Origin of the sequence: Microbacterium pygmaeum (assembly GCF_900100885.1) — a bacterium.
GTDB classification, from domain to species: domain Bacteria; phylum Actinomycetota; class Actinomycetes; order Actinomycetales; family Microbacteriaceae; genus Microbacterium; species Microbacterium pygmaeum.
The window spans coordinates 3,258,442-3,281,822 of the sequence record NZ_LT629692.1; the positions used below are offsets into that span (position 1 = coordinate 3,258,442).

The window sequence follows — 23,381 nt, forward strand, 5'->3', positions numbered from 1 at the left end:
ATCGCTCGTCGCGGCTGGGTCGATTCTAGAGCGCGGGAGTGTGCGATCCCTGGGCGAGCGCTTTGAGGAGGTAGGCGCCGTAACCGCTCTTGACGAGCGGTTCGGCTCGCTCGCGCAGCTCCTCGTCGCTGAGGAACCCCATCCTCCACGCCACTTCTTCGGGACAGCCGATGGAGAGTCCCTGTCGCTTCTCCACCGTTCGGATGAAGTCGGTGGCCTCGCTCAACGAGTCGAAGGTTCCGGTGTCCAGCCATGCGGTGCCCCGCGGAAGAAGCTCCACTTGGAGCGCGCCACGCGAGAGGTACTCGCGATTCACGTCAGTGATCTCCAACTCGCCTCGCGGAGAGGGACGCAGGTTCTTGGCGATATCGATCACGTCGTTGTCATAGAAGTACAGCCCGGGCACCGCGTAATTGCTCTTCGGTGCGGTGGGCTTCTCCTCCAGTGAGACGACCCTGCCTTCGGGGTCGAATTCGACGACGCCGTACGCCGTCGGATCGTCCACCCAATAGCCGAAGACGACGCCGCCCTGGAGTTGGGTGTACCGGCGCAGGCGGGTGCCCATGCCCTGACCGTAGAAGATGTTGTCACCGAGGACGAGTGCCACCGAATCCGACCCGATGTGCTCCTCGCCCAGAATGAATGCCTGAGCGAGGCCGTCGGGCGAGGGCTGCGACCTATACGTCAGCGAAATTCCGAATCGCGATCCGTCGCCCAGTAGTCTCTGGAACTGCGACGAGTCCTGAGGCGTTGTGATGATCAGAATGTCGCGGATGCCGGCAAGAATCAGCGTCGACAGTGGGTAGTAGATCATCGGCTTGTCATAAACCGGCACCAACTGCTTCGAGATCCCGAGGGTGATCGGATGCAACCGGGAACCGGTGCCCCCCGCCAGAATGATGCCGCGCATAGCCCTCAGTCTCGGGCATGCCGTCGGAAGCGACAAATTGGAGCGGCCCTCGCCGACCACTATTCTGGAGCGATGCGCAGACTTGTCGTCACCGGAGGTGCCGGCTTCATCGGCTCCAACTTCGTCCATCATGTCGTGCAGAACACCGACGACCACATCACGGTCTTGGACAAGCTCACATACGCAGGAAACCGCGCATCTCTCGATGGACTGCCTCCAGAACGCGTCGATTTCGTGCAGGGCGACATCGTGGACGCAGAACTCGTCGACCGTCTGTTCGCCGATGCCGACGCGGTGGTCCATTACGCCGCTGAGTCACATAACGACAATTCACTGAATGATCCGCGACCATTCTTGGACACCAACGTCCTGGGGACCTTCACTCTTCTCGAGGCGGCGCGCAAGCACGGGACGCGACTTCACCACATCTCGACGGATGAAGTGTACGGCGACCTCGAACTCGACGACCCTCAGCGGTTCACCGAAGATACTCCTTACAACCCTTCAAGCCCGTACTCCTCGACTAAGGCAGGCAGCGACCTGCTCGTCCGGGCGTGGGTCCGCTCGTTCGGCGTGCAGGCGACGATCTCGAACTGCTCAAACAACTACGGTCCCTTTCAGCACGTCGAGAAATTCATCCCCAGGCAGATCACGAACGTCATCCGAGGCATTCGTCCGAAGCTCTACGGCACGGGGGAGAACGTTCGCGACTGGATCCACGCCGACGATCACTCCTCCGCGGTTCTCACGATTCTGGAGAAGGGCCGGATAGGCGAGACGTACCTGATCGGCGCAGACGGGGAGAAGAATAATCGGACCGTCGTCGAGCTGATACTCGAGCAGTTCGGACTTCGACCTGATTCCTACGACCTCGTCACGGACAGGGCCGGGCACGATCTGCGCTATGCGATCGATTCCGCGAGACTGCGCAACGAGCTCGGCTGGAGCCCGCGCTTCCGGGACTTCGAGGCGGGCCTGGCAGATACGATCCGCTGGTATCGCGACAACGAGCCATGGTGGGCTCCGGCCAAAGACGGCGTCGAAGCGTTCTACGCGTCGAAAGGCCAGTAGTGACGGACTTCGGCAAGCCCCTGGCTCTCACCGAGACTGCGATCCCGGGATTGGTTCTTTGGGAGTTGCCGGTGCACGGCGACAGCCGTGGCTGGTTCAAAGAGAACTGGCAGCGGGACAAGATGACGGCCGCAGGATTGCCGGACTTCGGACCTGTGCAGAACAATGTGTCATTCAACGACGCCGTGGGCACGACGCGTGGCATCCACGCCGAACCCTGGGACAAATGGGTGTCGGTCGCGACCGGCCGAATCTTCGGCGCGTGGGTCGATCTGCGGGAGGGCGCCACGTTCGGCAGGGTCTTCACCGCGGAGATCGATCCGTCGCGCGCGATCTTCGTTCCGCGCGGGGTTGGCAACTCCTATCAGACCCTCGATCCCGACACGGCTTACACATACCTGGTCAACGACCACTGGTCCCCCGAAGCGACGTACACATTTCTGAATCTGGCGGATGAGACGGCGGCGATCGACTGGCCCATATCTCTGGACTCCGTGGAGATATCACCGAAGGACCTCGCGCACCCTCGCCTTTCCGATGTCGAGCCGATGCCACCCCGCAAGACGCTGGTATTGGGCGCCGCCGGCCAGTTGGGACGCGCGCTGCGCGCCGAGTGGGGCGAGTCTGCCGCGATCGAGTACGCGACACGAGAAGACTTCGATCTGACCGCAGACGATCTCGCTTCGAAACGTCGGTGGCGGGACTATGGCGCCGTCATCAACGCGGCGGCGTACACCGCAGTGGATCTGGCCGAGACTCCGGCCGGCCGGCCCGATGCATGGGCGTCCAACGTGCTAGCCGTATCAGCGCTCGCCAGGATTTGTTCCGAGCACGGCATCGTGCTTGTCCACGTCTCCAGCGATTACGTCTTCGACGGCGCCCTGGACCGTCCCTATCGCGAGGACGACGTTTTTTCACCCCTGGGGGTGTATGGGCAGACCAAGGCAGCGGCCGATGCCATCGTCGCTTCGGTTTCCAGACACTACGTCGTGCGGACGTCATGGGTCATCGGAGATGGGACGAATTTCGTTCGTACGATGGCGTCCCTCGCCCAGCGCGGGGTGAATCCGAACGTCGTTGACGACCAGATCGGGCGGCTCACTTTCACGGAGAGCATCGCCCGAGGAATCCGTCATCTGCTCGAATCGCGGTCGCCATACGGGACGTACAACCTCACAGGCGCGGGACCAGCGACATCCTGGGCCGAGGTCGCAAGGGAGGTCTTCCGGCTCAGCTCGCATGACCCCTCGCGTGTCCGCGGCGTTTCCACAGCTGACTACTTCGGCGCCGCGTCCGGGCCGGTCGCACCGCGCCCTGCCAACAGCGTGCTGGATCTCGCGAAGATCACCGCCACCGGGTTTGTGACTGTTCCAGCGTTGGATGAGCTGGCGCGCTATGTGAGTACGCCGACGTGAGCACGCCCGCGACAGGATCGCGGATATCGAGTCTCGATGGTCTGCGCGGCGCCGCCGCGCTGGTCGTACTCCTGCACCATGCGCTGTTGACGATGTCCGGTTTCGCAGCTGTCTACTGGGCGGAACCATTCCCCGCCTACGTCGCAGCCTTTGCATTCACGCCGCTGCACGCGGTCTGGGCCGGGCCCGAGGCGGTGTTGGTGTTCTTCGTGTTGAGCGGCGTCGTGCTGACCCTGCCTGCCGTGCGAGGCAGAGCTCTGCCGTGGCGCGCGTACTACCCGAGTCGCCTTATCCGTCTGTATCTGCCGGTGGTCTTCGCCGTCGGGTTCGCGCTTCTGCTCGCCCGGGTATGGCCGAGGAGGACCGATTCCGCAGACAGCCCATGGATCCAGATGCACAATGAGGCGCCCACGCTCGCGAACGCTGCGAAGAATGCGTTCCTTTTGAACGGCACCACGTGGCTCAACAGTCCGCTCTGGTCCCTGCAGTGGGAGGTGCTGTTCTCCCTGCTACTGCCCCTCTACCTGTGGCTCGCGCTCCGATTGGGCCGTCGGCAGTGGCAGATCATCGGCGGCATCATGCTCGCCCTCATCCTGATCGGGGAGACGACAGGCGTCACCGCGCTGCGCTTCCTCCCCTTCTTCGGTCTCGGCGCACTCATCGCCGTCAACCTCGACCGACTTCGTTCCGTCTCGGCTCGCTTCGATCAGTCGGGCGGGAGTCTGCTCGCTCAGCTCGCGATCGCGGCCGGCGCTGTCCTGCTGCTGATATTCCAGTGGTGGCCGGGCTCGATCCTTTCGCCCGCGGTCAAGCCAGCAGGCAGTGTCGCGGTCGCCCTCGGCGCCGTGCTCCTCGTCCTCGTCGCAGTCTGCCTTCCGCGCGCTCAACGACTGCTCACCTCCCGCGCACTCCGCGCGGCCGGCATGATCTCGTTCAGCCTATATCTCGTTCACGAGCCGATCCTGGTGACGCTCGCTGTCATCGCACCGGGCGACATGTCCTGGATCGCGCCGGTCGTCGGCATCCCGCTGTCGCTGGCGGCCGGATGGGTCTTCTATCTGATCGTCGAACGGGCCACTCACCGGCTCGCGCGGCTGGTGGCGAGGCGCTTGGCCGACCGCAGGCGCCGTGACACGGATCCCGCAATCGGACGTTGAACGGTGGAGCGGTCGCCGCGGCTAGGGAACCAGCGCGGTGCGGCATCCGAGCAGCACATGCCCGCCGGCTGCATTGTTGATCGCGTACACGCACACCTGGTGGGAACCCGGAGACATCGCCACGAACTCATTGAAGCCGTGCCGGTCGCCGAGCCCGTACGCGCCGGCGACATCCGCTCGGCCGTCGTCCGCCGTGTACGCCGCGCTGGACTGGTCGACGTAGATGTGGATCGAGATGGGGTCAGCGGTATCTGGATCTAGCGCCCAGCCGGTGACGGACGCACCGCCCGGGCCGGCTGCCACGCCCTCGAAGTTCCCGATCGGTGCGCGGCCCGGGTCGGATGCCGGCGCGACCACGTTCGCGGTCCGGCAGCCGAGCAGCGTGTGGCCACCCGCGCCCGTGTTGATGGCATATACGCAAATTTCACTTCTGCCCACGGGCAGCGTCAATTGTTCGGCGAATCCGTGGGCAGCCCCGCTGGCGGGATAGGCGCGAGCGACATCTGGGCGATCTTTGTCCGCCGTGTATGCTCCCCCCGTCGCACCGACGTAGATATGGACCGGGATCGAAGCTGTCGTATCCGGATCGATGGCCCACCCCGCCGCCGTCGCAGTGCTGCCCGTGACGCTCAGCGCCTCGAAGTTGCCGATCGGCGGACGAGCAAGATCGGTTGAGCTGGGAACGACCACCTCTGAACATCCCAACTGCACGTTCCCTCCGGCGGCGATATTGATCGCATACGCACACACGGTGTGCGCTCCCGGTCCGGCGGTCACAGTCGTACTGAAACCATGGGCGGTCCCGTATTGGGGGTAGTGAGGCTGCAGGTCGGGACGGGCTCCATCCGCCAGAACCGCCACTCCGGTTCCATCGACATAGACATGCACCGCCGTCGGAGAGACGGAGTCAGGATCGATCGCCCAGCCCGAAACCGCCAGACCAGTCGCGCTAGGAGTCACCGATTCCAGGTAGCCGAACGGCGAGCCGCTCATCCCGGCTATCGTCCGGCACCCGAGGAGGACGTTGGCTCCCGGACCCGAATTGATCGCATAGATGCAAACATCCGTTGGACCGCTGCCGATCGCGGGCACCTTGGCCGAGAAGCCGTGCTTACTCCCCGATTTCGGATACGCCGCCGCGACATCAGGCCGCTCGATCTCAGCCCCGACTGCGGTCCCCTGCGCTCCGACGTAGACGTGGACCGAAATCGGCGCGGACGTGTCAGGATCGATGACCCACCCGCCGACTTCGAACTCACCGGGCGCGGCGCGGACCACTTCGATATTGCCGAATGGATTGTTCGCGTTCGCGGGAACCTGCGTGGAGCCGAACCAGTCGGTGAACCGCTGATAGAAGTTCCGGTTGCCGTAACTCGAACAGCCGTCGCCCTCGCCGTACCCGGCACGCAGCGACGCACCGTTCGGCTGATACGGCGTGTAGTAGTACAGGTTCGCGGTCGCCTGGTTCTGGATGTACACCGGCGACGAGCCGCATGAGGCGTCCGGGTGGTAGCGCACGTTCCACGTCTGACCTGGGGCGTACCAAGTGAAGTACTGGCTGGTGCCTGCCGGGTTCGCGTAGCGCTTGAACTGCCAGGCAGCCCCGTAGACCTGGTTGAAGAAGCCCAAGTAACGGGTATCGCACTCGGCCGTGTCGGGGCACCCCTGCCCCATCGCGCGTTCATAGCGCCAGTCGCTCGGCCACACGTGGGTGACCAGGCCCTGCTCCTTCTCGAGCGTGGCGAGGATGACCTGCGGGTTGATGCCGCAGGCTTGGGCCACCTTGTAGATGATGGTCGACGCCCGCTCGCGCACTCCGCCGGAGTAGGCCCCGCACATGGCGTCGGCTGCAACCGTCCGCGAGGTGTCGTACCAGTCCTTCAGGCAGGTGTAGCCCGCATCGCAGCGCGGAACGCGGGCCTCGAGGAACGACTGGATCTGCGCCGCGCTCATCGTGCCGCTGTTGAAGAACACTGCGTCGGACATGATGTTGCCCGCCTGGAACTGGGACAGGTCGGCCGTCTTGATCTGGTCCCCCACACCCGCAGCAACCGCGCCAGTCGCGGCATCCGCCGGAGGGGTCGCCGTAGGGGTGGCGCTGATCAGCCCGAGAACGAGGGCGAACACTGCAGAGAGGACGATGAAGCGCGCACGGCGCGTTCGTACACCGAACGTGGGGGCGGCCATCATGTGACCAGTGTTGCCGATGTGGTGTGTGAATCGAAGGAGATCCGGCTGCGACACGCCCGTCATCGGGATCACGCAGGAAGATCCAACGCGGGCTTCACAACTCCGCGTGCAGCTGCCAGATCCGGTCGCCGGCCTCACGCCACGAGAAGGCCCGTCCACGATCGGCGGCGAGAACGCCGAGTCGCTCGACGCCGGCAGCCGATCCGAGCGCCTCGTCGAGAGCCGCCGCCAGACCCTCTGGATCACCGTTCACCAGCATCCCGCCGTCGACGATCACCTCATCGTGAACGCGCGACGAAGCCGCTACCACAGGCACGCCCAGCGCCAGCGCGTCCAGCACCCGCCAGGGGAACGACATCCGCTGCGCCGGCGCCACGAATGTGACCGCGCCCCCGAACACTGCCGCGCGATCGGCGATGTCGAGCGTGCCGCGCACGTGCAGCATCCGCTCCGGCACTCCCGCAGCCGCGGCCAGATCTGCGATGGCCGGCTCTTCTCCCTCGCCTGCGTCGATGACCACGACCGGTAGGTCGACCCCCGAGCGCGCCACGGCCGACAAGCCGACCGCGAGGCCGTCGGTGGGCGCGGTCCGCCCTGCCAGCAGCACGTATCCCTCGGGAAGGTCGAGATGACGACGGCGGCCGACCTCGTCGGACGGGATGGTCAGGCCTGACGGCGCCGCTCCGGCGATCACGCGGATCCGCTCGCCGAGGCGCGGCGCGATCTCCCCGAGACGCACGGCGAGCGAGTGCGTGGGGACGACGACGGCATCCGCGTGTTTGGCGGCGCGCTTAAGCATCGCCTTGTGCCACGCGACCACCGACTTCGGCCATTCGCCGGGCGACTCCCAGGGGCTCAGGTCCCAGACCGTGACGACGGTCTGGTCGTGATCGTGCACCCGGTCATGGCGGACGAGCGGAGCGAGCAGGGTCGGCGAGTGGATCATCCCGCCGCCGATTCCTGTGGCCACGCCGAGCTGCAGCGCAGCGGCCAGCTCACGACGGGCCAGCGCAGTGCGCCGGAGTCCCGCCAGGCCCGGGACCTCCGGCGAGCGATCCGCGGGCCCGGCAGGCGCGATGCCCTCGACCTCGCAACCGGCCGGGGTGGCGGCGATGAGGCCTCTGGTCAGTTCCCTCGTCGCCTCGGCCAGATCGGGCTCGCTCGGTGCGACGAGCTGATCGAGCATCACCCGCAGCGTAGCCGTCATGGCTCAGCCTTCCGGGGTGGGCGTCGGTGTGGGCGGATGCAGCGTGGTGTTCACGAGCTGCTGGATGTAGGCGTAGTCCGGCTCCCACTCGTCGATGCCGTTTGCCGGCGTCAGCTCGATGGTCGTCACCGGCTGCTCCTTGGCCTTGAGCGCGAGGTCGGCCAGATACGGCAGCAGCGACTGCGGCAGATCGGTCTGGATGAGGTCGGCACCGGCCGACGCGACATCCTGGAACCTGGTCAGCACGGTCTGCGGTGTGAACTGCGCGAGGATCGCCTGCTGCAGCTGGCGCTGGCGCTCCATGCGGTCGAAATCGCTGGTGGTGTACCGCGAGCGGGCGTACCACTGGGCGGTGTCGCCGTCCATGTGCTGGGGCCCGGCCTCGATCCAGCCGATCGCCCATTCCTCGGCGGGTTGGCCGTCGTACTGCGGCCCGCCGCCCTTGGGCAGCCGCTCCGCGACGGTGATGTCCACGCCACCGAGCGCATCGATGAGCGAGGCGAAGCCGTGCATGTCGACGAAGACGTAGTACGGGATGTCGATGCCGAGAATGCCTTCTGCGGCGTCCTTGGTCGCCTCGATGCCCGGCTCCGAGCTGTTGGCGACGGCGTCGGGATAGAGCAGATTGCCGTCCTGGCAGACCTCGACCTCGGTGCGCAGCTGGTTGACGCCGCTCCCCCACCCGCACGTGTCATCGGCGTAGCCCTCGTGGCCGTTGGGATACCGGTCCTGCATGGGACCCGGCGCGAAGGGGAAGTTGGGCATGTCGCGAGGGATGCCGGTGATGGTCGTCGCGCCGGTCTCGGCGTTGACCGACACGACCGAGATGCTGTCGAACCGCATCGAGTCTCGGCCCTCGCCGCTGTCGGCGCCGAGCAGCAGGATGTTGTAGTACCCGTCCGACGGGGGGATCGCCGGTCCCGTCGCGACGAAGATGTCGCCGAGCGTGCTCCGAGCCGATCCTGCGACGTTGGCGGCGTACGCCGCGGTTCCGCTGGCGACGACGAGGAGCGCGACGGCGGCGGCCGCGATGCCGAAGCGCGCGCCTCCGCCGGTTCTGACCAGGCGGATCAGGCGCAGCGTGTCGATGGTGAGCACGATCCACAGGACGGCGTACGCCAGCAGGAGTCCCTGGATCAGCAGGAGCGGGACCGGCCGCAGCAGAGCCAGCCAGTCGGGCAGCCAGGCGCCGGTCACCAGCGAGAACGCGGCCGTGGGCCAGAGGAGGGCGACCAGGATGCCGAGCACGACGAGCGCCCACATCACGAGTGTCGCACCGAGCCCGACGCGGGCGAGTCGGCGGCTGCCGGCCACGGCCTGCGCCGAACCGGGGATGAGGAAGTTGAGCAGGACCAGCCACCAGCCGCGCCTGGTCATGACCGCACGCGAGGAGGTGTCCGGGTAGCGCATCGGGCGGTCTTCGACGACCCCTCGGGGGGTCGATCGCGCCGGCGCCGAACGCGGCGGACTCGCGACGCTCACAGGGAGTCCTTCAGACGGCGGTTCTTCTCCTCGACCTGCGATTCGAGGTCCTTCGCGAAGTCGTCGAGCTGTGCGGCGAGCTGCGGATCGGCTGCCCCGAGGATGCGCACGGCGAGCAGGCCGGCGTTCTTGGCGCCGTTGATCGAGACGGTGGCCACGGGGATTCCTGCGGGCATCTGGACGATGCTCAGCAGCGAGTCGAGTCCGTCGAGCGTGGCCAGCTGCACCGGGACGCCGATGACCGGGAGGCCGGTGAGCGAGGCGAGCATGCCGGGCAGGTGGGCCGCACCCCCGGCGCCTGCGATGATCGCACGCAGGCCGCGGCCGCGCGCTTCACGGCCGTAGCGAAGGAGCTTGTCGGGTGTGCGGTGTGCCGAGACGACCTCGACCTCGTGCGGGACGCCGAAATCGGTGAGCACCTGCGAGGCGTCGCTGAGCACCCGCCAGTCCGAATCGGAGCCCATGACGACGCCGACCACCGGCTCGTCGGAGGAGTGCAGCGGCACAGAACTCGAGGCGGGCACAGTCACCCGTCCAGGCTAGGCCGGGAGTCTGGAAGAACCCCGCAACGGCACGCGCGGGTCAGCCGCCGAACAGCCCCGCCGCGGCACGCGCCTGGTAGGCGACCTCGTCGAGATCCTCACCCACGACGTTCACGTGACCGACCTTCCGGCCGGGCCGCGGAGCCTTGCCGTACGTGTGGATCTTCGCGGACGGATGCTGCGCCATGGCGTTCGCGAACCGCTCGTCGAGACCGCCCTCGGCGGGTCCGCCGAGGATGTTGATCATCACCGACCATGGCGCGGTCGGCTCGGCGTCGCCGAGCGGGAGGTCCAGCACCGCCCGCAGGTGCTGCTCGAACTGGCTCGTGACCGCGCCGTCCTGACTCCAATGACCGCTGTTGTGCGGCCGCATGGCGAGTTCGTTCACCAAGACGCGTTCATCGGTCGTCTCGAACAGCTCGACGGCGAGCATCCCGGTCACGCCCAGCCCCTCGGCGATGCCGACGCCGATCTGCGCGGCGACGGTCTGCAATCGGTCACCGGTGTGCGGTGCCGGCGCGATCACCTCGGCGCAGACGCCGTCGCGCTGCACGGTCTCCACGACCGGATACGCCCGCACCTCGCCGGACGGCCGGCGCGCGACCTGCTGCGCGAGCTCGCGCGAGAAGTCCACGAGCTCTTCGGCCAGGAGGGCGCCGCCGCGGGCGTCTTCGGCGAGCGAGGAGAACCAGTCCTCTGCTTCGACACCGGAGGACACCACGCGGACGCCCTTGCCGTCGTATCCCCCGCGCGGGGTCTTCACAACGGCGCGGCCGCCGTGCGCGTCGATGAAGTCCTGCAGCTCCGTGACGTCGCTGACGGCCGCCCACTCCGGCTGCGGCATCCCGAGCTCCTGCAGCCGAGCCCGCATCTGCAGCTTGTCCTGCGCGAACAGCAGCGCATCAGGCCCGGGGTGCACGGCGATCCCTGCACCGACGAGCGCGCGGAGCACATCCTGGGGCACGTGCTCGTGGTCGAACGTGATGACATCGACGTCGCGCGCGAACGCCAGGACGGTCTCGGCATCGTGGTAGTCGCCGACGGCGGTGGCGGCCAGCGCCGCGGACATCCCCTCGTCTTCGGCGAGCACGCGGATCTCGACGCCGATCTCCGTCGCCGGCGCGATCATCATCCGCGCCAGCTGTCCTCCGCCGACGACTCCGACACGCAACACCATGCTCGCTCCTTCTGTGGCCGTCCTCCCATCTTCGCGCACCCGCGTCGGCAGGATCGGCCCGAAGCGGATGGCTCAGCTCGCGGGCAGAGCCGGCGGACCCTCCGGCGGTGCGCCGGGGAACGACTGCGCATCACGATGGGCGAGGATCTGGTTGACCTCGACCTGGTCCACGAGCACTTCGTGCACGAGCGCGGCGCGCGGGATGTTGGTCAGCCGCATGGGCTGGTCGATGCCGTCCGAGAGCACCAGTGTCCCCGCACCCCACATCCGCTGGAGGATCCCGCGGCGCATCTGGATCGTGTAGCCGCGCATGTGACCGAGCTCCTGGCGGCGGGGAGCGAACAGGCCTGACCGCTCGATGACGCGCCGAGTGGTGATCGTATAGACATGCGCCCACCACGCCGCGTAGGGCAGCACCACGAGGAACAGCACCAACACGCCCGCGGCGGTCAGCAGCATCCAGTTCTCGAACGGCGCGGGCAGATTCCCGTAGAAGAATCCGACGGCGGCAGCCACCGCGACCAGCACCAGCACCGACCAGCTCAATCGACGGGCATGCGCCCGGAAGCGAGCCACGCGCAGCTCGGGCGTCGGCGCTCCGGGAGCCGGCATCTGCGGCCTGCCCCCGTACGTCGTCGGCTGGGTCATGCCTCCATTGTGAGGGTCCCGGCCGACAGGACAGGCGTGGACACCCCGTGTGTGACGCTGCGCGACTCAGCGGACGTGCACGACGTCGCCGGCCGACACCGCGGTCTCGCCGTCCCCGGCCACCACGACGAGCCGGCCATCCGGATCGATGCGCTGCGCGCGACCCTCGAGCCTGCGGCCGTCGGGCAATGAGACGACGACGTCGCTTCCGAGCGTGGAGCAGAGGGCCTCGATCTCGCCGACGATGCCGGCGGCCGCGGCATCCCCTCCTGCCCCGCCGAGCGCACGCACCTGCTCGTCGAGCGCGCGGAGGTAGTCGGCCAGGAGGCGGTCGTCATCGACGTCGCGGCCCACCGCGGCGAAGGAGGTGGCCGTCTCGATCGGCAGGTCGGCGCGGGTCATGCGGGTGTTCACGCCGGCGCCCACGACGACCAGGTCCGGATGCCCCGGCACGACCTCCGCCAAGATCCCGCAGAGCTTCGCGCCGTCCAGCAGCACGTCGTTCGGCCACTTCAGCGTCGCGCTGTGGCCCGAGCCGCGCAGCTGCTCGAGCACGGCGCGGGTCATCGCGACACCCGCAACCAGAGGGATCCACCCGCGCGAGGCCGGCGGCACGGCCTGCGCGTCGATGACCGTCGAGACGGCGAGCGCGGTACCGGGCGGCGTCGTCCAGCTGCGATCGAGCCGGCCCCGACCCGCTCGCTGATCCGTGGTGAGCAGCACGGACAGGTGCGGCCACGCCTCGGGAGCGCCCTCGACGGAGCGGACGAGATCGGCATTGGTGGAGTCCGTGGACTCCACCACCTGCAGGCGCGGAGAAACGGCGGCGGCGAGAGGATAGCCCTCGATCGGGATCGGCATGCGCTCACCCTACGCGGGCGCGCGGCCCGTTCTCCAGGCACGATGAGCACCGGCATCCGCTCTCCGTGCGTGCAACCCTCACCTTCCCGCTTCCGTCCCGACCGGAGCCACATGCGGCGCCCTCGCGTGCTCACCCGAGGAGAATCGGCCCGCACGAGCACCTTCCGCCGGGGAAGCTCCTCGTATCGACGGATTGTCCTCGGTGCAACGCGGCACAGGCGGGGCGCCCGCTCCTCCCCAGCGTGCTCGGCAGCGGCGAACTCCACGTGTCGCTCACCGCAGGGCCGCTCACCCGCCCGTCGGAGAAATGCTGGGTCGATGTTCATCGGCCCATTGCTGCACCCGCACGGCTACATCCACCGTCACGATCTGGTGGAGCGCCGGTGGAGCCCTGACGCGATCCGAACCGCGGTCCGAAACGAAGGTCTTCTTCTCTTTCGACGAACGTGGATCGTGCGTGCGGACGCCCAGGGTGCGGTGAAGATCGCGGCCGCAGCGGGTGGCCGAGTCACCTGCGTGACCGCCGCTCGAGCGCTCGGCATCTGGGTGTCGGAGCCCGATGGCTGCGCGCACATCTCGCTCCCGCCGCATTCGAGCGCCGGATGCCGGGATGCCCGCGTGCACCGAACCATCGGCGTCACGGCCTGCGACCCGCGCACGCTGATCGACCCGTTGGAGAATGTGCTCGCGAACGTCGCGCGATGCCTCGATGCGGCCGATGCCCTCACAACCTGGGAGTCGGCGGTTCGCAAGGGGTTCGTGACAGTGGAGCATTTGCGCGCTGTGCAGTGGAAGAGCCCGATGATGCGCCGACTCGCGGTCGAAGTCGGGATGCTGTCCGACTCGGGGCTCGAAACCTACTACGTCGGCCGACTGCGCCGGATCGGCATCATCGTGCAGCAGCAGGCGGTCGTGGCCGGGCGCCGTGTGGACGGCCTCATCGGATCGCGTCTGGTCATCCAGATCGACGGGTTCGAACACCACAGTGATCGCAGGCAGCGGCGAGCTGACATCGCGCACGACCGGGCTCTGCGACTGCTGGGCTATACGGTGCTCCGGTATTCGTACGAGGACGTCATGTTCGCCTGGCCGCGGGTGGAGGCCGAGATCCGTGCCGCGATCGCGCAGGGTCTTCACCTTCTCAGGTGACGGACGGTGAGACGAGGACTCCCGGCCCAGGCGAGGACAATTGCGCAGAAAGCTTCCTCGTCTGGGCGGAAAGTCCTCGCCTGACGATGAGACATACGCGGTCGCGAGGGCGGATGAGCCCCGACATCCGCTCAAGAGAACAGCGGATGCCGCACGCCGTTGTGCGAACCCTCCAACGGTTCCCCGATGCCCGCCGATAAGGTGGAACGCGTGACCGATCAGCCCGACCTCTCCACCACCGCAGGCAAGATCACCGATCTGCGCGCGCGCTACCAGGAGGCCGTGCTCGACGCCGAGAAGACCGCCCAGGACAAGCAGCACGCGAAGGGCAAGGGCACGGCGCGCGAGCGCATCGAGCTGCTGGTCGACCCCGGCAGCTTCGTGGAATTCGACGAGTACGTCCGTCACCGCACCACCGCGTTCGGCATGGATCGCTCGCGGCCCTACGGCGACTCGGTCGTCACGGGCGTCGGCACGATCCACGGGCGGACGGTCGCCGTGTACTCGCAGGACTTCTCGACCTTCGGCGGATCGCTGGGCGAAGTGGCCGGCGAGAAGATCATCAAGATCATGGAGTTCGCACTGCGCGGCGGGATGCCGTGCATCGGCATCCTCGATTCGGGCGGCGCCCGCATCCAGGAGGGTGTGGTCGCCCTCGGCAAGTACGGCGAGATCTTCCGGCTGAACACGCAGGCCTCGGGCGTGATCCCGCAGATCTCGATCATCATGGGACCGGCCGCAGGTGGCGCCGTCTACTCTCCCGCGCTCACCGACTTCGTCATCATGGTCGACAAGACCAGCCAGATGTTCGTCACCGGGCCCGACGTCATCAAGACCGTCACCGGCGAGGACGTCGGCATGGAGGAGCTCGGCGGCGCGTACACGCACAACACCCGCTCCGGGGTCGCCCACTACCTCGCCGAAGACGAGGACGACGCGATCGACTACGCCCGGACGCTGCTCGGATTCCTCCCGGACAACAACATGGCGGAACTGCCGGTGTACGAGACCGGGTTCGAGTTCGAGACCACCGATGCCGACCGGTTCCTCAACACCGTTGTCCCCGACTCGCCCAACCAGCCCTACGACATCCATCAGGTCATCTCCCACATCGTCGACGCCGGAGACTTCCTCGAAGTCCAGCCGCTGTTCGCGCCGAACATCGTCATCGGGTTCGGCCGCGTCGAGGGCCGCACCGTCGGCATCATCGCGAACCAGCCCTCGCAGATGGCCGGAACGCTGAACATCCAGGCCGGCGAGAAGGCCAGTCGCTTCGTGCGGTTCTGCGACGCGTTCTCGGTGCCGATCCTCACCCTGGTCGACGTGCCGGGCTACCTGCCCGGCACGGACCAGGAATGGGAGGGCGTCATCCGCCGCGGCGCCAAGCTCCTGTACGCCTACGCCGAGGCCACCGTTCCCCTGGTCACGGTGATCCTGCGCAAGGCCTACGGCGGCGCGTACATCGTGATGGGCTCCAAACAGCTCGGGGCCGACGTGAACCTCGCGTGGCCGACCGCAGAGATCGCGGTCATGGGCGGCCAGGGCGCCGTGAACATCCTGTACCGGGGCGAGATCAAGAAGGCCGAAGAGGCCGGCGAAGACGTGGCCGCCGTGCGGACGCGCCTGGCGAACGAGTACACCTACGACGTGGCATCCCCCTTCCTGGCGGCCGAGCGCGGCGAACTGGACGGCATCATCGAGCCGGCCCAGACCCGCGTCTCGATCGCGAAGGCCCTGCGGGCGCTGCGCGGCAAGCGGGCCAGCCTGCCGCCGAAGAAGCACGGGAACATCCCACTGTGAGCACGACGCGATGAGCGGCGGGGCAGCGGACGAGCACACCGTCGACCTCACCGTCGACGTGCAGCGCGGGACGCCCATTGCGGAGGAACTCGCCGCGCTGATCGCCGTCGTCACCGAGGCGTACGCCGACGAGAGCGCTCAGGCGACGGTCGATGAGACATCGGGACGCTCGGCATGGTCGGTGTCGCAGCGTGCGCTCCGACAGCCTCTCCGCCGCGACATCGGGTGGGGCCGGTTCGGCTGATCCGAGCCGGTTTCCACGATTCCAGGATTGTATCCTTCTGAATGCGTGTCCCCCGAAATACCTACATACACCTCCCTCATGGCCTCTCATACTTGGAGGGCTGGAACGCTTTCATGCGTTCGGCCGTCCTGCTCACCATTCGTGGAGAGCTCAGGTTCGGCCACGCGGACGGTTTTCGGGTAACTGTCCGCCGGCGAGGGGCGGGCGGCTTCGCCGCCCCTCGCCTCCATCTTCTTCGCTTCCCGGTCCCGGCAACCCTCCCCCGCCGGGCCGGGGAGCGAAAATCTCCTCAGCACGCGTGTGATGCGGTGCATCCGGAGAACGGATGCTGTGCCGCGGTGGTCAGTCCGTACCGGGGTGGGTGATCTCGCGCCAGAGGTCCACGGCGTCTTCTTCGGACAGCCCGGGCTCGGAGCCCGATCTGCCCACCACGGTGACCGCGACCCGATCGTGCGGCGACGTACGGATGTAGAGACGGTCCGAGCCGGCGGTGCGCAGCGTCGCGGCCAGCTCACGACGGATGATCGAGAGCGACTCGTCGTCGGTTCCCTCCAGTCCGCCCTCGTCGAGCACGGTGACGGTCGCTCCGCGCCGACGCGCGCGCTCCAGTTCCGAGCGGACATCGTCATCCAGCAGACGCGGACCGCGCATCTCGTCACGGAGGCGCCCTTCGGCCAGACGAGCCTGCAGCTTCTCGTCCGCCGTGAGCATGCCGCCACTGGCGACGGTTCGCGAGAGCACGGGGCCTGCGACCGTCAGTGCCCGCTGCACCTGGATGCGCCGCTCGCGCTGCCGCCCGGTCTGCGAAGCCTGCCACACCGACGCGGCGCGCTGCAGCTGGGCCAGTTCGGCGGTGTCGCGTGCCGCCCGGTCCATCGCCACCAGCGTGAGCTGCCCCACAGCGACCCAGACGATGGATCCGACCAGGCCGAGCGCCAGGGCGTTCATCGGGCCCATCCACACCATGGACGCGATCGTGAGGGCGGCGATGCCGCTCCAGGCCACCCAGGGGCGCCGGCGCACGACGACGACCAGCATCAGCAGGCCGATGCCGCCCAGGTACCAGGTCGCGAACGGGGCGGTCCACGACTCGGGACCGACCGCGACGGCGATCGCACTCGGGACGATGACGGCGGTGGCGAGCGCGAGGACGCCGGCCCACACCGGCAGGCGATCGGGCTCGGTGGTGCGCACGGCGAGCAGATCGTCGACGCCGCCGTGCGGGTGCTCGCCGTCGGCCTCGCCGGGCGCGTCGGGACTGCGCCGCGGCTCCCAGAAGATGCAGATCATCGTCGTCAGGAAGTAGAAGACGATACCGGCGACCACGATCAGCGGCTGCGGCACCGGCGACGTCCAGGCGAATCCGCGCGCGACCATGTACACCGTGAACGCCACGCCGAGCGCGACCAGGATGGTGCGGACGCTGATCCTCACGTCGCCGCCGTCCACTCGAGGCGCACGGTCGTGCCATCGTGGTCGGAGTCGATCACACTCGTGCCCCCGACCGCCGCGACGCGGGCGAAGATCGAGGCGCGGATGCCGAGGCGATCGTGCGGGACCCGGTCGATGTCGAACCCGGCGCCCGCGTCGCGTACGGCGATCCTCAGTACCGGCGGCGTGACGCTGCCGTGGACGCTGACCTCGAGGCCGGCGCCGGCGGCGTGCTGGGCCGCGTTGGCGATGGCCTGCGTGGCCGCGAGCACCAGCGCGCGGGCGACCCGGCCCGGAATGGCCGGCGCCTCCGGGTCGATCGTGCGCTCGACGATCACGGTGACGCCGAGCTCGAGAGCCGCGCGCTCGATCTCGTCGGCGATCTCACCGGGTTCGCGCGGTTCGTCGCTGCCCTCCTCGGCACCCTGCTCGGTGTTGGCCAGGCGGGTGAGCGCCTCGCGTGCCATCGCCACGGCGAGCGTCCGCTCGCGGGGCGAATCGGCGCGTTCGGCGGCGATCAGCGCGGCCAGCACGCTGTCGTGCATGAGCGCGGCCACGGCGATGCGCTCCTGCTCCGCGGCGTCGGCCGCCGCCGCCCGGGCGTACGAGTCGACCGCACGCGCCCGCGTCTCATCGACGTTGGCTGCTGCCGCACGGAACACCCACCCGAGGGTCACGACGATCCCGCCGAGGATGAGGGCGAAGGACACCTCGAGGGCGACGGAGAACCAGAATTCGCTGCCCCAGCCCCCCTGGATCAGCCGGACCACGCCGTAGATCACGGGGATCGCAGCCGTCCAGGCGACTTGGAGGGGCAGGGGGAAGGACAGGACGCTGGCCACGGTGGCGACCGAGACCAGGTACCAGATCCACGGCGAGCTCGCCGGGTCGGCGTCCAGTCCGGCGGTCGCGAAGGGCCAGAGGATCAGCGCCGCCAGGTACGACAGGGCGAAAACGCCGGCGAGGATGCCGTAGAGACGGCCGATGCCGCAGGCGATGATCATCGCCAGCAGGGGCGCGAACACCAGGACCATGAGCGGAAGATGCCAGCCGGGGTTCTCCTGGTCCTGACCGATCGCGGTCAGGAACGCCTGCGCACCGAGGACCAGGCTTCCGGAGCCGACCACCAGCGAGATGATGCGCTCGATGCGCAGCCGCGTGAACGAGCCGAGTCCGGCGGTGGTCTCGCCGGTCTGGGGGATGTGGCCCCACGCGCGGTCGAGGACGACCCGCGTGCTCTCAGGCGCCGTTACCACCGGCATCCACTTCCGTCGCCGGGCGGGCGAGGATGCCGTCCTCCATCGCGCGGCGCAGCAGGTCGACCTTGGTCGGCGCGGGTCTGCCCACCTCGACGTACTTGACGCGCACCCTGGTGATGTTCTCCTTGGCCGTCGAATAGGCGACGCCGAGTCGGTCGGCGACGACCTTCAGCGGAAGTCCCGCGGCGTACAGGCGCAGCACGTCCCGCTCACGGGCCGACAGCTGCGCGTCGGCGAAGGCGCGGTCGCCCTCGACTGCGCTGGCCCATTCGACGTTGTTGAGCGGCTCTCCATTGGCGACGGTGCGGATGGCGACGATGACGTCGTCGATGCGCGAGGCCTTGCTCACCACTCCGGCAGCACCGGCCGACAGCGCTTCGCGGACGGCGGCCGGCCGATCGGCGACGCTGTGGATGATCACGCTGGAGCCATCCAGCACGATGCGCCGGACGTTCTCAGTGACGGTGGTGCCGTCGCCGAGGGTGAGATCCAGCACGACGACGTCGGCGGGCGCCGCATTGCTCGCGATGCGCCAGTTCACATAGGCGGCGACGTTGCTCCCGGAGAAGACGACGTCTTTGCGCGCACGCGCGCACGCCGCTTCCAGCCCGAGACGCACGGACTCGTGATCATCGATCAGCGCCACCCGTGTCATGGTGCTCAGCCTAACCGGGCGGGGCGCGCCCCGATGCGGCATCCGGTCATCGGACGAAGGTCGCGACGGCTTCGACGTGATGCGAGTTGGGGAACAGGTCCAGGGCGCGTACCGTCCGCAGCTCGTACCCCTCCTCCCGGAACGTGCCCACGTCACGGGCCAGGGCGACCGGATCGCAGGCGACGTAGACGACCGCCGATGGGCCGAGAGCGGCGACCCCGCGCACCACGTCGGCGCCGGCGCCCGCCCGCGGCGGATCCAGCACGACCAGCCCCTGGGCGAGTCGGTCGCGCTCGCGGGGCGTGGCTTCGGCGTTCAGCCGGGTGAGGTAGCGGTCGACGCGGCTGGTCTCGGCGCGGGCGCCCACCCATTCGGCGAGGTTCTCGCCCGCGTGCTCGGTGGCTCGCGGATCGGACTCGACGGTGGTGACCCGGACCCCGCCGAGATCGGCGATCGCGGCGGCGAAGAGCCCCACTCCGCCGTAGAGGTCCAGGTGCCAGGCATCGGCATCCAGGGGCGTGCCGGTCTCGCCGAGGCCGGCGATCGCGCCGCGCACGGCGGCGTCCAGGGCGGTCGCGGCGAGGCGGTGGACCTGCCAGAAGCCGCCCGCGTCGACGCGGAACTCGCGCTCGCCGACACGCTCGCGGATCACTTCGCGTGCCTCCGGCGGGGCGGTCTTGGCCGAGTCGGAGCGCGCGATCACCCGCACCCCGCCGTCGGCGGCCTGTACGAGATCGATCCGGCCCGGCCCTGCACCGCCGGCGCGGAGACTCGCCTGCGCGACGGCGTCCGTGGACAGCGGGTAGTCCTCGACCTCGATCACCGTGTGGCTGCGGGCCGCGAACGGACCGACCCGGCCGTCGGCGTCGACGTGCAGTCCGACACGCGTGCGCCAGCCGGTGCCGTCGTCTGTCTCATCGGGACCCGCCGCCGCGATGTCCAGGGGCAGCTGGATGCCGCCGAATCGCTGCAGCGCCTCGCCGAGGACCTGCAGCTTCAGCTCGCGCTGGTGCGCGAGGCGGATGTGGCCGAAGTCCGCGCCTCCGGGTCGCCGCTCGGGTGCGACGCCCACGTCCGCCTGTCGCCACACGTGCGGCTGACGGTGCGGAGACTGGTCGAGGACCTCGAGCACCTCGCCGCGCCAGAACGACGTCTTGCCCACATCGCTCAGGCGCACCCGCACCCGCTCGCCGGGGATCGCAACGGGGACGAACACGACCCTGCCCCCACGACCGTCGACGGCCGGCGCGCCGTGACGGCCGACGAAGACGCCGCCGTGCGCGACGGTCGTGATGTCGAGGTCGATCTCGGCGCCCGGTTCCGGTGCCGCTGAACCGGAGCCCCCGGTTGCTGAGCCGGAGCCACCGGTTGCTGAGCGTGTCGAAGCATCCATCCTGCGAGCATTCCACAGCCGAGGCGCTCCGCCGCAGCTAGCGTGGAGCGCATGCAGGTCTGCCTCGCCTCCACCTCTCCCGCACGCCTGATGCTGCTGCGCCAGGCCGGCATCGAGCCGGTGACCCGATCGCCGGACGTCGACGAGGAGGCCGTGATCGCCGAGGTCGAGCGGGTCGAGGCTCGCACGCTGAGCGCCGACGAGCATGTCCTGCTGCTCGCCCGACGCAAGGCCGCCGACGTCGCGCAACGGATCGCCGGGACCGATCCGGACTTCGCTGGTCTCGTCGTCGGCGGAGACTCGATGTTCGAACTGAACGGCCGGATCCTGGGCAAGCCCCACACCCCGGACGCGGCGATCGCGCGCTGGCGGGACATGCGCGGCCGCACGGGTGTGCTGCACTCCGGGCACAGCGTGTTCCTCGTCCGCTCCGGCTGCGTCGTGGACGAACGGTTCGCGGTGGCCGAGGCATCCGTCCGCTTCGCCGCCGACGTGACGGACGCGGAGATCGACGCGTACGTGGCATCCGGGGAGCCGCTGGAAGTGGCGGGAGCATTCACGATCGACAGCCTCGGCGGCGCGTTCATCGACCGGGTCGAGGGCGACCCGTCGACGGTGGTGGGGATGTCGCTGTCCACGGTGCGTCGCCTGGCCGGCGAACTGGGCGTCGCCTGGACCGACCTGTGGAACCGCGCCTGATTCGGGTGTGTGGACGTCCGCGCATCCGCGCGGCGGGTCTTCGAGTCGCGCGGCAGGTCTCGTAGACTCCCCCACACGATCCCGGGCCTTTCTTGTGCGGTGCACCCAAAGGCGAGGATGGAGCCGTCGATAGGCTGGCACTCATGCCTCATATCGCGAAAGTTCTGATCGCCAATCGCGGCGAGATCGCCGTACGAGTCATCCGCGCCGCTCGCGACGCCGGCAAACTGTCGGTCGCCGTCTACGCCGACCAGGACCGCGACGCGATGCACGCGCGCCTCGCCGACGAGGCCTACGCGCTGGAGGGCACCACCAGCGCCGACACCTACCTCTCGATCGACAAGATCCTCTCCGTCGCCCGCCGCTCCGGCGCCGACGCCGTGCATCCGGGCTACGGATTCCTCGCCGAAAACGCCGCCTTCGCGCGCGCAGTGATCGAGGCGGGCCTGATCTGGATCGGTCCGACCCCCGAGGCGATCGAAGCCCTCGGCGATAAGGTCACCGCACGTCACGTGGCCGAGAAGGTCGGCGCTCCGCTTGCTCCGGGCACGCCTGGCCCGGTCGACGGCGCCGACGAGGTCGTCGCCTTCGCCCGCGAGTTCGGCCTGCCGATCGCGATCAAGGCCGCCTACGGCGGCGGCGGCCGCGGCCTGAAGGTCGCCCGCGAGTTCGACGAGATCCCCGAGCTGTTCGAGTCCGCCACCCGCGAAGCGGTCAGCGCGTTCGGCCGGGGCGAGTGCTTCGTCGAGAAGTACCTCGACAAGCCGCGCCATGTCGAGACGCAGTGCCTGGCCGATTCGGCCGGCAACGTCGTGGTCATCTCCACGCGCGACTGCTCGCTGCAGCGTCGTCACCAGAAGCTGGTCGAAGAGGCACCGGCGCCCTTCCTCAGCGAGGAGCAGAACCGCACCCTCTACGAGGCGTCCAAGGCGATCCTCCGCGAGGTCGGCTACATCGGCGCCGGGACGTGCGAGTTCCTGATCGGCGCCGACGGCACGATCTCGTTCCTCGAGGTCAACACGCGCCTGCAGGTGGAGCATCCGGTCTCCGAAGAGGTGACCGGGATCGATCTCGTGCGCGAACAGCTGCGCATCGCCGAAGGCGGGCTCATCGACTACGCCGATCCGGCGCCGGTCGGCCACTCGATCGAGTTCCGCGTCAACGGGGAGGACCCCGGTCGCGGATTCCTCCCCCAGCCCGGACCCATCCACGTCTTCAAGACGTTCGGCGGCCCCGGCATCCGACTGGATTCGGGTGTCACCGCGGGCGATACGGTCAGCGGGGCGTTCGACTCCCTCCTCGGGAAGATCATCGTCACCGGCCGCGACCGCGCCGAGGCGCTCGAGCGCGCGCGTCGCGCCCTGGACGAGTTCGAGGTCGCCGGCCTCCCGACGGTCCTCCCGTTCCACCGCAAGGTGGTGCGCGATCCGGCCTTCACCGCCGAGGACGGCGTCTTCGGCGCGTACACGCGCTGGATCGAGACCGAGTTCGTCAATGACATCCCGCCGTGGGACGGCGAACTGGAGGCCCCGCGCCCCGATGAGGCTCGCCACACCGTCGTCGTCGAGGTCAGCGGCAAGCGCCTCGAGGTGAGCCTGCCCGATCGCATCGTGAGCTCACCGGGGTCCGCCGGCAGGCCCGCAGCGGTGCCGCCCTCGCGGCGCTCGCACGCCTCGACCGCGATGGCCGGAGCATCCGGAGACGCGGTCAAGTCTCCGATGCAGGCGACCATCGTCAAGATCGCGGTGGAGGAGGGGCAGTCCGTCGTCAAGGGCGACCTGGTGGTCGTGCTCGAGGCGATGAAGATGGAGCAGCCCATCCAGGCGCACAAGGACGGCGTCATCGGGTCGATCAATGCGGATGCCGGGACCACGGTCCCCGCGGGTCACCAGCTGCTGCTGATCAGCTGAGCCGCCGGGCGGAACCCGGAACCTCGAAGCGTCGAAACCCTCAAGGGGTTTGGGGCGCGATTGTTCCGTTGGGGCGTGATTCGCACGCCCCAAACGCAGCACGGCGCCCCAAACCCGTCAGGTCGGCGACCCGAACGCAGAATCGCGCCTCACGCCGGCGCCCCAGCGCCCCCACACCCGT

The 23,381-nt window shown here is 68.6% G+C and carries 20 protein-coding genes; 8 read left to right on the forward strand and 12 right to left on the reverse strand.

Annotated features, from left to right (window positions below; genetic code table 11):
* Positions 1-25 precede the first annotated feature (25 nt).
* The gene (gene rfbA / locus BLT19_RS15650) at positions 26-910 is read right to left on the reverse strand and encodes a glucose-1-phosphate thymidylyltransferase RfbA (RefSeq protein WP_091492173.1); all 885 of its coding nucleotides are present in this window, start codon (positions 908-910) and stop codon (positions 26-28) included.
* Positions 911-982: 72 nt separating this feature from the next.
* Here rfbA and rfbB point away from each other — a divergent pair, with 72 nt between their 5' ends.
* The 3 genes from rfbB to BLT19_RS15665 are packed head-to-tail and all read left to right on the forward strand — an operon-like array spanning position 983 to position 4,553.
* Positions 983-1,981 carry a dTDP-glucose 4,6-dehydratase gene (rfbB, locus tag BLT19_RS15655; RefSeq protein WP_091492176.1) on the forward strand — a complete coding sequence of 333 codons (999 nt, stop codon included), beginning with the start codon at positions 983-985 and terminating at the stop codon, positions 1,979-1,981.
* A complete protein-coding gene (locus BLT19_RS15660) occupies positions 1,981-3,396 on the forward strand; it encodes a sugar nucleotide-binding protein (protein WP_407939797.1) in 1,416 nt (471 codons plus the stop codon). The genes rfbB and BLT19_RS15660 overlap by 1 nt, the downstream gene beginning before the upstream one ends.
* Positions 3,393-4,553, forward strand: coding sequence for an acyltransferase family protein (locus BLT19_RS15665; RefSeq protein ID WP_091492181.1), 1,161 nt, complete (start codon positions 3,393-3,395; stop codon positions 4,551-4,553). Before BLT19_RS15660 ends, BLT19_RS15665 begins: the two co-directional genes overlap by 4 nt.
* A gap of 21 nt (positions 4,554-4,574) precedes the next feature.
* On the opposite strand, the gene BLT19_RS15670 is transcribed toward BLT19_RS15665, so the two are convergent.
* The 7 genes from BLT19_RS15670 to BLT19_RS15700 form a co-directional block, all read right to left on the reverse strand.
* Positions 4,575-6,743, reverse strand: a complete 2,169-nt coding sequence (locus tag BLT19_RS15670) for a hypothetical protein (protein ID WP_157681880.1) — start codon at positions 6,741-6,743, stop codon at positions 4,575-4,577.
* A 94-nt stretch (positions 6,744-6,837) separates the two neighbouring features.
* Entirely contained in the window at positions 6,838-7,950 is a 1,113-nt protein-coding gene (locus BLT19_RS15675; RefSeq protein WP_091492187.1) for a glycosyltransferase, read from the reverse strand.
* 3 nt (positions 7,951-7,953) lie between these two features.
* Positions 7,954-9,432 carry an LCP family protein gene (locus BLT19_RS15680; protein WP_091492190.1) on the reverse strand — a complete coding sequence of 493 codons (1,479 nt, stop codon included), beginning with the start codon at positions 9,430-9,432 and terminating at the stop codon, positions 7,954-7,956.
* Complete coding sequence (purE, locus tag BLT19_RS15685) at positions 9,429-9,896, reverse strand: 5-(carboxyamino)imidazole ribonucleotide mutase (protein ID WP_091494191.1); 468 nt, start codon at positions 9,894-9,896, stop codon at positions 9,429-9,431. The genes BLT19_RS15680 and purE overlap by 4 nt, the downstream gene beginning before the upstream one ends.
* 118 nt (positions 9,897-10,014) lie before the next feature.
* Positions 10,015-11,151: a 5-(carboxyamino)imidazole ribonucleotide synthase gene (locus BLT19_RS15690; protein ID WP_091492193.1), complete on the reverse strand. Its 1,137-nt coding sequence runs from the start codon at positions 11,149-11,151 to the stop codon at positions 10,015-10,017.
* Between the two features lie 72 nt (positions 11,152-11,223).
* Positions 11,224-11,799, reverse strand: coding sequence for a PH domain-containing protein (locus tag BLT19_RS15695; RefSeq protein ID WP_091492196.1), 576 nt, complete (start codon positions 11,797-11,799; stop codon positions 11,224-11,226).
* A gap of 66 nt (positions 11,800-11,865) precedes the next feature.
* Positions 11,866-12,660 carry a biotin--[acetyl-CoA-carboxylase] ligase gene (locus tag BLT19_RS15700; RefSeq protein WP_091492198.1) on the reverse strand — a complete coding sequence of 265 codons (795 nt, stop codon included), beginning with the start codon at positions 12,658-12,660 and terminating at the stop codon, positions 11,866-11,868.
* A gap of 318 nt (positions 12,661-12,978) precedes the next feature.
* Here BLT19_RS15700 and BLT19_RS15705 point away from each other — a divergent pair, with 318 nt between their 5' ends.
* The 3 genes from BLT19_RS15705 to BLT19_RS15715 all read left to right on the forward strand — a co-directional run bounded on the left by BLT19_RS15705 (position 12,979) and on the right by BLT19_RS15715 (position 15,853).
* The gene (locus BLT19_RS15705) at positions 12,979-13,809 is read left to right on the forward strand and encodes an endonuclease domain-containing protein (protein ID WP_157681881.1); all 831 of its coding nucleotides are present in this window, start codon (positions 12,979-12,981) and stop codon (positions 13,807-13,809) included.
* A 186-nt stretch (positions 13,810-13,995) separates the two neighbouring features.
* Positions 13,996-15,609, forward strand: coding sequence for an acyl-CoA carboxylase subunit beta (locus BLT19_RS15710; RefSeq protein ID WP_091492203.1), 1,614 nt, complete (start codon positions 13,996-13,998; stop codon positions 15,607-15,609).
* A 10-nt stretch (positions 15,610-15,619) separates the two neighbouring features.
* Entirely contained in the window at positions 15,620-15,853 is a 234-nt protein-coding gene (locus tag BLT19_RS15715; RefSeq protein ID WP_091492206.1) for an acyl-CoA carboxylase subunit epsilon, read from the forward strand.
* A 342-nt stretch (positions 15,854-16,195) separates the two neighbouring features.
* Here the strand turns inward: BLT19_RS15715 and BLT19_RS15720 are convergent, their stop codons facing one another.
* From BLT19_RS15720 to BLT19_RS15735, 4 genes are read right to left on the reverse strand one after another with little or no spacing between them, the layout of a single operon-like run.
* Positions 16,196-17,287: a hypothetical protein gene (locus tag BLT19_RS15720; protein ID WP_091494195.1), complete on the reverse strand. Its 1,092-nt coding sequence runs from the start codon at positions 17,285-17,287 to the stop codon at positions 16,196-16,198.
* Positions 17,284-18,546 (reverse strand): sensor histidine kinase, encoded by a 1,263-nt coding sequence (locus BLT19_RS15725; protein ID WP_172825653.1) that lies wholly within the window; start codon positions 18,544-18,546, stop codon positions 17,284-17,286. The genes BLT19_RS15720 and BLT19_RS15725 overlap by 4 nt, the downstream gene beginning before the upstream one ends.
* Positions 18,524-19,198 carry a response regulator transcription factor gene (locus tag BLT19_RS15730; protein WP_091492209.1) on the reverse strand — a complete coding sequence of 225 codons (675 nt, stop codon included), beginning with the start codon at positions 19,196-19,198 and terminating at the stop codon, positions 18,524-18,526. The genes BLT19_RS15725 and BLT19_RS15730 overlap by 23 nt, the downstream gene beginning before the upstream one ends.
* Before the next feature lie 46 nt (positions 19,199-19,244).
* The gene (locus tag BLT19_RS15735; RefSeq protein WP_157681882.1) at positions 19,245-20,591 is read right to left on the reverse strand and encodes a class I SAM-dependent RNA methyltransferase; all 1,347 of its coding nucleotides are present in this window, start codon (positions 20,589-20,591) and stop codon (positions 19,245-19,247) included.
* 51 nt (positions 20,592-20,642) lie between these two features.
* Here BLT19_RS15735 and BLT19_RS15740 point away from each other — a divergent pair, with 51 nt between their 5' ends.
* Complete coding sequence (locus BLT19_RS15740; RefSeq protein ID WP_091492211.1) at positions 20,643-21,290, forward strand: Maf family protein; 648 nt, start codon at positions 20,643-20,645, stop codon at positions 21,288-21,290.
* 143 nt (positions 21,291-21,433) lie between these two features.
* Complete coding sequence (locus BLT19_RS15745) at positions 21,434-23,200, forward strand: acetyl/propionyl/methylcrotonyl-CoA carboxylase subunit alpha (protein WP_091492214.1); 1,767 nt, start codon at positions 21,434-21,436, stop codon at positions 23,198-23,200.
* The last annotated feature ends 181 nt before the right edge of the window (positions 23,201-23,381 follow it).